Below are 11,977 nucleotides of genomic sequence, written 5' to 3'. Positions count from 1 at the left end.
ACCATGTCCAGTGAGGAGTTATTTGTTTTTAGGTAACAAAAAATGCCGTATTTATGCGGTGTTGTGGCGTTTCGCAAACGCCTATTTTGGAGATAGTATGTGAGGAGAAAAATATGGCAGTTGAAAGAAAAACACTAACGCAATTATCGATACCGATATGCCTGGAAACTTTGTTATATATGCTTTCTGGTATGGTGGATACACTTATGTTATCGTCTGTCAGTGATCAGGCGGTGGGAGCAGTGGGAACAGCAAATACATATATAGGCGTTTTTATCATTATGTTTGGAGTAATATCATCGGGTATGATAGCTGTTATGTCACAAAATATTGGAGCAGGACGACCTGGGATCGCATATCAGGCCAGACAGCTTGGACTGATATTTAATGCAGTGATAGGTATTCTGATGTCTATTGTTCTTGCTGCTTTTTCTGGCAATATACTTAGAATCGTAAGTATTGCCCCGGCTTTGCTTGAGCCGGCGGAAACATACCTTAAAATTGTTGGAGGTGCATGTTTTTTAAATGCACTTATTCCTATTTTTGCCAGTTATTTGAGAGTGTTTGGATATACAAAGCATTCATTAATAGGAACTATTGTTGGAAATGTTCTTAATTTAATACTGAACTCGGTATTCTTGTTTATATTTAACTGGGGAGTTATGGGAGTTGCTGTTGCCACAGTTATTTCAAGGGTTGTCAATCTTATTATTGTAGCGATTATGGGAGCTGTACTTATAAAAGCAAAGCAGAATCCTCAGCGTATTGCACCACGAAGGATACTTGCGCAGATTGTTAAGATAGGTTTTCCTTCTGCTTTTGAAACAGCACTTTATAATGTGGCACTGACATTCATCGTGCGTTTTATGAATCAGATGGATGCCAATGGAATGAATGTTACAGCTCGTTCATATACTCTGCAGATTTCAAACTTTTCGTATTGTGTAGGTGCTGCACTTGCACAGGCGAATGCGATTATGACCGGCTGGAGAATTGGAGCAAAGGAGTTTGAAGACTGTGACAGGGGTACGAGAAAAGCTGTGTTCTATGGTCTTGTAACAGCCGCCTGCTTTTCTATCACATTTGCACTGTCCGGACATTTTATAGTGCATTTATTTACAAATGATACACAAATGATAAATCTTGTGGTAAAGTTGTTAATAGTAGACATATTCCTTGAATTTGGAAGGGTGACAAATCTTGTATACGGACAGGCGTTAAAAACCAGCGGAGATGCACTTTTTCCTGTTATAATGGGGGCAATCTTTATGTATCTGTTTGCTGTTGGCGGGACATACTTTCTCGGAATACATATGGGACTTCTGGCGGTAGGATCCTATATTGCCATGGCAGCAGATGAATGTGCCAGAGCCGTTGGAATGGTACTTAGATGGAAGAGTGGAAAATGGAAAAGTAAGAGTCTTGTATAACCTTAGGAGAGATTATGTACTTTGAATTAAAGGAAAACAAACCACATGGTACAAAGGACGATCCATTTAGTATATATCATATGAGGAATGGGGGCAGGTCATTTCAGGTACCGGTGCATTGGCATGATGAATTTGAAATTGTATATGTAAAAAGTGGCCTTCTGACTGTAAGTATATCAGGTGAGAACTATATAGGAAAACCTGGGGATGCCTTTGTAGTGTCACCGGGCAATCTGCATTTTATGGGTTCACAGGCTGGTGCTGTGGATTATTTTACTTTTCTTTTTCCGTTAAAATATATATCCTTTCGTACAGATGACATGTTAGATGAGCGATTGCTTGAGCCATTAAACAGCGGTCATCTGATGATAACTCCAAGAGTGAAAGATACGGTAAAAGAACTATGCCAGCAGTTAATTGAGATATATGTGACAGAAAATGATGAAAGCCAGTCAATAATAACTGCTCAGATCAAAACGAAAATAGTTCTTTTACAAATTATCCTTGAAATGTGGAAACAGGGATTTATAGTTGAAAATGATACCAGCGGCAGAAATACGATAGAAAAAGAGATGGTTTCGTATATACAGCAGAATTTTACAGGGAAGATATTGTTAAGGGAATTTGGGGCACAGTTTCATCTTTCAGAAAAATATATATCCCGGTATTTTAAGGAACATTTTCATATTACCCTTTCACAATATGTGACATATTTACGATTAGAGCATGCAAAACAGCTGCTGCAAGACACTGATATTTCTGTTACAGAGGCAGCCATGCAAAGTGGTTATCAGAATGTAAGCTATTTTATCAGAAGTTTCAAAAAAGCATACGGAGTGTCGCCGTTAAAATATAGAAAAAATTAAAGAGGGTGGCACACTGGGATCAGCTTGATGTATATATGAAGGAGACAAAAATAATGATCAGAAAAGCAGAAGAAAGAGACATTCCAAGGATTATTGAATTACTGGGACAGGTGTTACAAATTCATGCCGATATAAGGCCTGATATTTTCATTCCGGGTACAACAAAATATACGGTAGACGAATTGAAAGCGCTTTTGAAAAACAAAGAGAATCCAATCTATGTTGCAGTGAACAAGGCAGATGTTTGTGTAGGTTATGCATTTTGCCAATTACGGGAACAGCCATTTTCAAACAATATGGTGCCGTTTAAGTCTCTTTTTATTGATGATTTATGTGTTGATCAACAGGAGCGAGGTCAGCATATCGGAGAAAGTCTGTTTAACTATGTAAAAAACGAAGCGAAGCGGCTGGGCTGCTATGAAGTGACATTAAATGTATGGACAGGAAATACTTCAGCTGAAAAATTTTATGAAAAAATGGGAATGAAAACAAAAGAAAGACAGATGGAATATATTTTATCCGATTGATGTACGATACGAAAATAGTTGGAGCATTACTTACAATCCTTAATGGATTCATATGATAGATTTGGGATGTGTTGATAACCTGACTGCCAAGTAGTTTACTATGGCAATCAGGTTATTATTTTTATAGTGCTTAATTCTGAATTTCTGCAAGTGTTTTTTTGAACTGACCTGCAAATAAAACAGATGTAAAGGTCACTGCGATCAGATCAGCAATAGGCTCGGCCATATATACGCCTGCAGTTGGATTGGATACAACATGAGGCATGATATAGATAAGCGGAAGCAATAGTACAAATTTGCGGACAACGGCAACAATGATAGAGCAGACTGCTTTGCCAAGTGAGGTAAATGTCATCTGGCACGCAATCTGGATACCAAACAGGAGCATAGAACCCAGATAGATTTTTAACATTGGTGCAGTAAAATCAATAAGACTTGCATCAGCAGTAAAAATACTTACAAATAATCTTGGGGCAAGCTGTACGGATGCCCAGAGTAATGCAGCATATGCGGAACAGGTAATCAACAGTAAACGGAAAGTTTTCTTTACCCTGTCTGCATTTTTTGCTCCGTAATTGTAACTGGAAATAGGCTGTGCTCCTTGTGCGATTCCCTGAAGAGGAAGCATAGCAAATTGCATAACGCTGGTTAAGATCGTCATTGCTCCCACGGCAATATCGCCTCCATAACGGAGCAGGGATGAATTAAAACAAACGGTTACAACACTTTCGCTTGCCTGCATGATGAATGGAGCAAGTCCAAGTGCAACGCAAGGGAGAATGACCTTTGGCACAAGGCGCATGTATTTTTTCCTAAGATGGAGCTGTGTCTTTTTACCACAAAGAAACAAGATGATCCAAAGCGTAGAAACTGCCTGTGATATTACAGTTGCCAGGGCTGCACCTTTTACCCCCATGTGGAAGGCAAAGATAAATACAGGATCTAAAACAATATTGCAAATAGCACCGATCAGAACGGAAACCATCGAAATAGTTGTGAATCCCTGAGCAGTAATAAAGGCATTCATACCAAGAGTCAGCTGAACAAACAGTGTACCGAAGGCATAGATACGCATGTAATTGGATGCATAGCTGATGGTATTTTCACTGGCACCAAAGGCCAGCAATATATCTTTGCCCCATAACAGTAAAGCGGCAGTCAGAATAATTGAAACGATAATCTGGAGAAAGAAGCAACTGCCTAATATTTTCTCCGCTGATTGGTTGTCCTGTTTTCCCATGTAAATAGATGCTCTTGGTGCACCGCCGGAGCTGACCAGGGCAGCAAAAGCAGATACGATCATAATGATTGGCATACAGACGCCTACACCGGTAAGAGCCAGACTGCCATCACCAGGGATGTGCCCGATATAGATTCGGTCTACGATGTTATAAAGCATATTGATAAGCTGGGCAATTACTGTGGGAATAGACAGTTTGAGAAGAAGCTTTCCAATAGGTTCTGTACCTAGAAAATTTTTATTATTTTGCATGGGCAATATCTCCTTTTTGGTTTTGTGTTATTCATTTAGAAGTATTCTTTTAACATTATTCATTGAGCATCTGGCGAGTATTCGCGGCCATAGATTCGGTGATTTCCTTGAAAATATTCATATATTTTTGGGGGATATCCAGAGTAAGCTTCTGGTTAAAATCTTGCTGCATTTCCAGGCCGGCCTTGAGAATTGGCTGGGCTTTTTCTGTGCAGGAGAGCAGAACTTTGCGCCTGTCTCCGGCTACAGTTCCCCGTTGCAGATAACCGGCAGTTACCAGTTTCTCAACATGGACAGATACTAAGTTCTTTTTTATGTTCCGAAATTCACTTATTTGCTGAGCCGTACATAAATCCGGATTATTGTTCAGAAACATCAAAATATCAAAAGATACCTGTGGAATATCAAATTCGTGAAGAATAGGTTCGCACATTTTATTGTAAGCGTTTAATGCATCGTGAAAAAAAGTTATGAATGCTGAGGAACGCATATATGCTGCACCTCCTTACTGCATATAGTATTTATTTGAACTGTATTAAATAATATGATGTGCGGGTAAGAAAGTCAAGACAAAAGTCCTGTGGATATTCTTCCTGTGATCCGGAATATGTGTGATGCACTGAAAGATAACGGTGTGATTTATACATCTTTCAAGTACGGTGAGTGTGAGGGGAAGTTGCAGAAGTGGTTTATGGAACTCTGATGACTTTCAGGCTGATTGATGATATAATCGATAATCATAGCGAGGTGCTATTACCTACAATCAAGTGGAACTCTGGGGGATTTTGCTAAAGATTCCCCTATATTTTTGAAATGTTTTTTAAAAATAATTTCTTATGAATAGTATCAGAAGATAACAGACGAACAGCATTTACGAAGCAGATAGGAGCTGACATGGAACCGCGATATTCAATCTTATATTTCAAAGAAGAACTACTCCTGTATCATGATAAAATCAGGACATATTTACTGAATGGAATAAAGGTATTCTGGTTTGGCGAAACCCATGATTGTGAAGCTTTGCGAAAAGAGTTTCCTGGATTTGTAAAAGGATTATTTTTGCAGACCTATGATATTAGCAGTTTTGAAGGCTGGGCATCAATACCATCATCTAAAGTGGTTGATGGTATTGGCTTGGATGCTGACTACAGAGCTTTGTTTGAATGGTTTGAGAATAACATATATGCATTTAATACAGCACAGTACCGGGTTGAACATTGTGATAAAGCATCTAACATCGTGGTAAAGGCTTCTGCAGGAACAGGAAAAACCACAGTTATGATCGACAGGATCCTGTATTTAATGCATATGGTTCCTGATCTGAATATGTCTGAGATATATATGATCACCTTTACCAACGAAGCAACCAATCAGATGAATGATAAGCTACAGGAGAAGTTATTAAGCAAGTATTCCCTGACAAAGAATAAAAAGTATTTGTCATGGCTGGAACAGCAGTCACAGATGCATATCAGCACCATTGACAGCCTTGCTTATGATCTTTTCAGGCGATTTGGTACAGGGGTAGGATTTGGCCGTGATTTACAGATTCAACCCATGGAAAAAGAACGAAAAGATTTGATCAAGGATCTTCTTTCTGATTGTCTTAACGAACAAAAATCAATTGATGCACAGATTGGCATGACATATTCGGAGGCGTGTCGGCTGATAGACAGCTACTGGCGGGAACTGACCAGAAAAGGATATACGATCGATCAGATCCTGGAAAAGGATTGGGGTAATGCGGATCAAAACCAGGTAGTCGCAAATTTCCAGAAGATCTTATGTGTTGTATTAAAGCAATTCGAGGAAAAATACAGACAGTTAAAACTGGATGCCAATGCTATTTCCATTAATGACTTGTTTTTTGATTTTGGCCATTATTTATTAGATAAGCGGTTAGATTGTAATGGCTTGGATATGAGATATCTTTTTGTTGATGAGTTTCAGGATATAGATGCAACCCAGATACGCACCTTTGCAAATCTTGCGAGGACAATTGGCACAAGATTATTTGTGGTTGGGGATGTTAAACAGAGTATTTATGCATTTAAAGGTGCTACAGATCAGGCTTTTGACATTCTTGAGAGGGAGATGAAGGGAACGCTTCGTTATTACAGTCTGAGAAATAATTATAGAACATGCTCTAACATAATGAAGATCATGGAGAAGTATTTCTTTGCATGGTCACAGGAAGGCTTGCTGCGATATGAAGAATCTGTACGGCCTTTTAAGAAGGATATCGGAGAAGTGCATATGGAGATGGTCTATAAAAAAAGTGAAATACCTTCGCAAACCATGAATGTTATTAATCAGGCACTTCAGGATCTTGAACTGGATGTCAGGTCAGGCAAAAAGAAGATTTCTGAACAGACAAAAGTGGCAGTTATTGTGAGAGGTAACAGAAAAGCAGCAGAGATTGCCAATCTTTGTCGGGCAAACGGAAAGAGCGTTGTATTAAATTCGGACAAACCGTTTTTTCTGTCGCAAGCAGTTCGGGATTTTTATGCAATGATCAGCTCCTATATTTTCGTGGATCAGCCTGTATATACATATAATTATCTAATGACGCCATATGCTGATTATGATAGCATGATTTCCGTTACAGAGATGGAGCAGCTTAAAGGGAATCAGAAGGCTTTGAATGAATATCTTCAGAATTACACTGTTCATACAAACTGGCATAAGTATCAAAAGGAATTTCGCATCAGACCGGTACTTTCTGTGATCAGGGAGATTGTGGAAAATGAGCGTGTGATCGAAAATTATATCGCACTTGATAAAGTCCGTATGCATGGCGGGGATTGGACGGAGGCCAGGAAAAACAGACAGGCTCTTATTGATGCCAAAAGCTATCAGATGAATCTTGATAAGCTTATGGAGATGATACAGCAGAGAATGGATGGGGAATTTGCTACATTATATGACCTTTATACATATTTGACCTTAATGATCTCTACTAACCGGGAAGAAATGGAACCGGATATAGAAATGGCTGATGATTATACCAGTGTTTATATTATGACAGTCCATAAGTCAAAGGGGCTGGAATATGATACGGTTATAATGCCGGCTATGAATGGAAGCTTAATTCCCCATGAACAAACTACCATTTTAATGAATGAAGAAAAAGCTGCATGGTATTACAAAAGAAACTTTTCGGAGCATATGAATAGTGTTTGGTACGATGAGCTGCGTAAAGATGCAGTACGAAAAGGTATGGCAGAAGAAACGAGAATGTTTTATGTAGCTATGACCAGGGCTGTAAATAAATTGATTCTTTTGGTCAATGACTGGGACTCTTATGAAAGCTGGTCTTCACTGATCAGAAAGGTAGGATTGATCGATGAGTAACAGGGTCTATACATATGTGAAAATAACAGAATTGAAAAAAGCATCCTTCTTTTCCCAGATTGCAGCACTGCCTCAACTGACGATGTCTTTGGAAATGGCCAGGAGCATGGCTTTTGATATGCGTATTTTTCAACGCAACATAATGGGATTCTCCGGCTTTTTACAAAGACTATTTCCAGGCTGGAATACCAGTGGACAAAGATTTGCTTATATTACGGTGCTGAACCATTTTCTCAGGGATAAGATCCGTTCTGCAAAAGACAAATCTGAGAGAGACTGGTTATTTGGATGCAAAAAGAATCTTTATTTTGCAATAAATAACGTGATTCGTTTAGAGGAAGCAAGGATTCGTCCGGAAGATATCCAGGATCCATCCAGGGATATCCGTCTGTTTGTAGAGATGTGGAAGAAGCTTGAGAATGCAGATGATTCGATCCATAACTTCAGGAACAGATTAGTAGAATTGCAGGATGCAGACGTCTTTTCAGATGCTGTAAATAAAATATTTAAGTTTCATGGAAGAAAACAGATCGTATGGCATGGCTTTCAGTTTCTCACGCCTATACAGCAGTATGTGTTTGACTGCTTTGGGCATGCAGGATATGATATCTACGCATTGATTCAGGATGAAGAACAATATCCGTATGCCAATCAGATCTGGGAGTATTTGTATGATCATAAGAACGGATTTCCTGAAAAGAAAATGTGGATCAGACAGGATGCGGATATAAAGATAAATCCGTTGGGTGAGATTTTTGAAACAGGTGAAAAGACCAGTGCGTCCAATATAAGCATTATTAAATATAATAATACAGTTGAATTTATAGAAGACATTCCGCGTATCAAAGAAGCAGGGTATTATATTTATTGTGCAGATGATAGGGCTGCGAATAATATGCTGAAGGATTATTATCCTGAACAGTATGAAACAAGAAATCTGTTGTCATATCCAATTGGCCAGTTTGTATATGCACTGCATCGTATGTGGGATGAAGACCTTCAAGGCATTGTATTAAGCCAGAATGGACTGCGAAAGTGTTTTGCTTCAGGATGGCTTTCTTCTAATGGTAAAAGCAGCGTGAATTTTACAGAAGATTTAGAGAGGCTGCTGCCGTATTTTGAAGGGTGTTATACAGTGGACGAATGGAAGGCTTGTCTGGATAATTTTACAGATGCCTGCCATAACGCAGTGGATGTTTTTACAGTTCAGGCAGATGATCCGGAGGACAAAAGAAAACAAGAGACTTTAGGCAACCCGCTTCGCTATTTTAGTGCATTTTCCATAAATGAAAGCCACATTGCAGAAGTGATGGATATTATTGATCAGCTGATAAGGATGGCTAAGGCTTTATTTGGAGGAAATGAGCCGGTTTCTATACATGAACATATGAATAAACTGGATGGTATGCTTTATATGCACAAAGGTATGCCTAAGGAACTATATCTGGAAGAACGTGAAAAGGTAAAACAAATATTTGAAGCATTGGAAAGTGAGAAGGTCAGGGATTTTCTGTGCTACCCGGGTGATCTGGCAGCAGCACTGCTGTCTTTCATGGGCGGCAGGACAGATGATGAAGAACAGAGCCATGCAGGACTTCAGACGCTTGTGTTTAATATTTTTCAGGTTGAAGCGGCACCGATTGCTGCAAAAGAGAAAGTGCATATATGCCTGGCAGACATTTCCAGACTGCCCGGTGCAGCCGGAAAGTATGGTTGGCCGCTGGATGAGGACGTACTTTTAACAATTGCTGAGTGTAATAAGAATACTTATCTTAACAATTGGATTAAAAATAACAGGTTGACCCCATTGTCAAATCGATATTACTTATACACTGCACTTAAAAATAAAGATGTGGAAATTTCCTGGATACAAAAACAGGGCGAAAAGCTATACTCGCCGTCGCCATACATTACATTACTTGATAAATTGAGTGATACACAAATCCGGGGAACAGATGCCCGTTTACAGGAGCTGCCATATGTAGCCGGTATTTATCCGCATAAGCATCTGGATTGTTCCTTTGATATTCGAGATAATGAAAAAATGTATGAGCATGATGCGAAATTGGTTTACTCGCTATGTCCGATGCGTTTTGTATATGAATATGTGCTTGGAGACAGTTCCGCTTATAGAAGTGAATATCAGCAGAACAGGGCGATTGTCCGGCTGATTCAGATATTCAATAAGCTGCTGAAGGGAAAGTATACCATCGAGCAGATTGCCGGGCAGGTTTTTGAAATATTTCCAAACATCAGGAAAGCAGAAAAACGTCAGATGAGGGATGATGCTGCAAGGTGGCCGGTTATGGAACCGGATGATGCTTACACTGCATATAAGGATAAAAATTATACAAATTACCGTTTGAATCTTACATTCCTGGATGAAAGAATTTATGAACAGGCCAGGAAAAATGCAGTTATGCTGATGAGTCAGGAGGGACGCAGAGGGATTTTTTATGACCGTGGTCAGCAGACTGGATCAAGAAACTGTGAATTTTGCCCGCATTCTGTTTATTGTATGAGTGCATTATATGGGATAGATTATAAGGGTGAACAGGGATGATAGAAAAACAATTTTGGATCAATGTAAAAGAGGCATGGATCGTAGCCGCACAGCCTAAAATTACCAATGTTCATGACGATTCCGAAGGAGCAACAGATTTCTCTGTACCAGACGATTCTGAGGATATGGAAGTGTCATTTGATGACATTGATTTTGACAGATCTGTAGAGTCTGTAATCAGTGGCGGTGACTTTGTTATGAAAGATAGACAGGATCATGTGGCAGCAAAAGAACAAACAGTGGCACCATCCAGACCAGCGCTTGATACTGCAGCTTTTGAACAGAAGATGGGACAGCGGACATTACAGGGGTATACAGAAGCTGCCAGGCTTTTACTGCACTGTGAGCTGCCGGAGGAAATAAAAGGATTATATGAGGAACTGATTTTAAGACTGCCAGTTCTGCAGGATGCAGTTACAAAGTTTGAAGGAGTGTATCAGACAGATCTGGATCAGTTTTATGATTATTATATTCCGGAAACATTACAGCTGACGTCTGCATATCTGGAGTACCTGGACGCAGGCATCGGAGAAGACATTGTGAATGAGACCGAGAAAGAGATTCTTGATGCCTTAAAACAGCTTCTTATTGCAGTAAACGATAAAGTAGATGAGATCTACAAATTTGCATCAATCGAAATCAAAGCAAAAGCAAAGGCACTTGAAAGCCTGATGAGTCAGGATGGATATGTGGATCCTAAGTTCAAACTTTGAAAAAATGCATTTTCGTTTTAGTGTGTGGATTACACCGCAAAAGATCCTTGCAAAAAGATATGGAATGCGATAAAAACAGAAATGATTCCTATTTTTGTATTGACTTTTATTTCAAATTGTATATAATAATAAATAAGAATCATTCCTGAAAAGTAACGTGATCATAAATATTATAAGGGAGGAACTGACAATGAAATACATTTGTGATGTTTGTGGATGGGAATATGATGAGGAGAAAGGTTATCCGGAAGGCGGTATTGCACCGGGAACCAAGTGGGAAGATGTTCCGGACGATTTTGAATGTCCATTATGTTCTGTTGGAAAAGATCAGTTTTCAGCAGAAGAATAACTCTTGAATCACGAAGAAGTAATCAATGATACCCCGTTGGAAGACCAGCGGGGTATTTTTAGCAAGGAACAGACAGTATATACGCTGCCTGTGTCTTATTATAGAAAGGTAGGAATGATACGTGGCAGAGTTTACAAAAAGAGCGTTAGAAGAATCACTTAAGAGGATGCTTATGAAAAAACCGGTTAATAAGATCACGATCAATGATATTACCGAAGATTGTGGCGTTAATCGTGCAACCTTCTATTATCATTTCAAAGATATTTATGATCTGGTGGAATGGTCCTGTGAAGAAGATTCAAAAAGAGCAGCGGATGGAAACACAACGTATGATACATGGGAACAGGGCTTCTTGAATATTTTTTATGCAATTGAAGAAAATAAGCCTTTTATATTAAATGTATATCATTATGTAAGCCAGGAGCAAATCACACAATATTTATATAGAGTTGTTTATCGACTGATCAAGGATGTAGTTGAAGAATGCGCAGAAGGCATGAGTGTTCGGGAAGAAGATAAGAAATTTATTGCAGATTTTTATAAATTTGCTTTTGTAGGAATAATTCTGGACTGGATACGGAATGATATGAAGACATCACCGGAACAACTGGTTGCACGAATCAGTGCACTTATTGAAGGGGATGTGGTACGTATGTTGGAGAAGTGCCGCATAGATTGAGATT

The 11,977-nt window shown here is 39.1% G+C and carries 10 protein-coding genes; 8 read left to right on the top strand and 2 right to left on the bottom strand.

What is annotated here, in order from left to right:
- Nucleotides 1-113 precede the first annotated feature (113 nt).
- The 3 genes from OCV61_RS15775 to OCV61_RS15765 are packed head-to-tail and all read left to right on the top strand — an operon-like array spanning nt 114 to nt 2,823.
- Nucleotides 114-1,430: an MATE family efflux transporter gene (locus OCV61_RS15775; RefSeq protein WP_158422622.1), complete on the top strand. Its 1,317-nt coding sequence runs from the start codon at nt 114-116 to the stop codon at nt 1,428-1,430.
- 14 nt (nt 1,431-1,444) lie between these two features.
- Complete coding sequence (locus tag OCV61_RS15770; protein WP_158422621.1) at nt 1,445-2,296, top strand: AraC family transcriptional regulator; 852 nt, start codon at nt 1,445-1,447, stop codon at nt 2,294-2,296.
- 50 nt (nt 2,297-2,346) lie between these two features.
- Nucleotides 2,347-2,823, top strand: a complete 477-nt coding sequence (locus OCV61_RS15765) for a GNAT family N-acetyltransferase (RefSeq protein ID WP_158422625.1) — start codon at nt 2,347-2,349, stop codon at nt 2,821-2,823.
- 130 nt (nt 2,824-2,953) lie between these two features.
- Here the strand turns inward: OCV61_RS15765 and OCV61_RS15760 are convergent, their stop codons facing one another.
- Together OCV61_RS15760 and OCV61_RS15755 are read right to left on the bottom strand one after the other, a co-directional pair.
- Complete coding sequence (locus OCV61_RS15760; protein ID WP_158422620.1) at nt 2,954-4,315, bottom strand: MATE family efflux transporter; 1,362 nt, start codon at nt 4,313-4,315, stop codon at nt 2,954-2,956.
- 55 nt (nt 4,316-4,370) lie between these two features.
- Nucleotides 4,371-4,805: a MarR family winged helix-turn-helix transcriptional regulator gene (locus OCV61_RS15755; RefSeq protein ID WP_158422619.1), complete on the bottom strand. Its 435-nt coding sequence runs from the start codon at nt 4,803-4,805 to the stop codon at nt 4,371-4,373.
- Between the two features lie 404 nt (nt 4,806-5,209).
- Here OCV61_RS15755 and OCV61_RS15750 point away from each other — a divergent pair, with 404 nt between their 5' ends.
- From OCV61_RS15750 to OCV61_RS15730, 5 genes are all read left to right on the top strand, one after another.
- Entirely contained in the window at nt 5,210-7,669 is a 2,460-nt protein-coding gene (locus tag OCV61_RS15750; RefSeq protein ID WP_158422618.1) for a UvrD-helicase domain-containing protein, read from the top strand.
- The gene (locus OCV61_RS15745; RefSeq protein ID WP_158422617.1) at nt 7,662-10,232 is read left to right on the top strand and encodes an RNA methyltransferase; all 2,571 of its coding nucleotides are present in this window, start codon (nt 7,662-7,664) and stop codon (nt 10,230-10,232) included. The genes OCV61_RS15750 and OCV61_RS15745 overlap by 8 nt, the downstream gene beginning before the upstream one ends.
- The gene (locus OCV61_RS15740) at nt 10,229-10,945 is read left to right on the top strand and encodes a hypothetical protein (RefSeq protein ID WP_158422616.1); all 717 of its coding nucleotides are present in this window, start codon (nt 10,229-10,231) and stop codon (nt 10,943-10,945) included. The genes OCV61_RS15745 and OCV61_RS15740 overlap by 4 nt, the downstream gene beginning before the upstream one ends.
- Before the next feature lie 190 nt (nt 10,946-11,135).
- On the top strand, nt 11,136-11,294 hold the full coding sequence (locus tag OCV61_RS15735; protein ID WP_158422615.1) for a rubredoxin: 159 nt from the start codon (nt 11,136-11,138) through the stop codon (nt 11,292-11,294).
- A 121-nt stretch (nt 11,295-11,415) separates the two neighbouring features.
- The gene (locus OCV61_RS15730; RefSeq protein ID WP_158422614.1) at nt 11,416-11,973 is read left to right on the top strand and encodes a TetR/AcrR family transcriptional regulator; all 558 of its coding nucleotides are present in this window, start codon (nt 11,416-11,418) and stop codon (nt 11,971-11,973) included.
- Nucleotides 11,974-11,977: the final 4 nt, after the last annotated feature.

The sequence above is a fragment of the Blautia ammoniilytica genome (assembly GCF_025566965.1).
GTDB classification, from domain to species: domain Bacteria; phylum Bacillota; class Clostridia; order Lachnospirales; family Lachnospiraceae; genus Blautia_A; species Blautia_A ammoniilytica.
The sequence above is the reverse complement of the archived record's forward strand: the minus strand, read 5'-3'. Positions and strand labels throughout refer to the sequence as shown.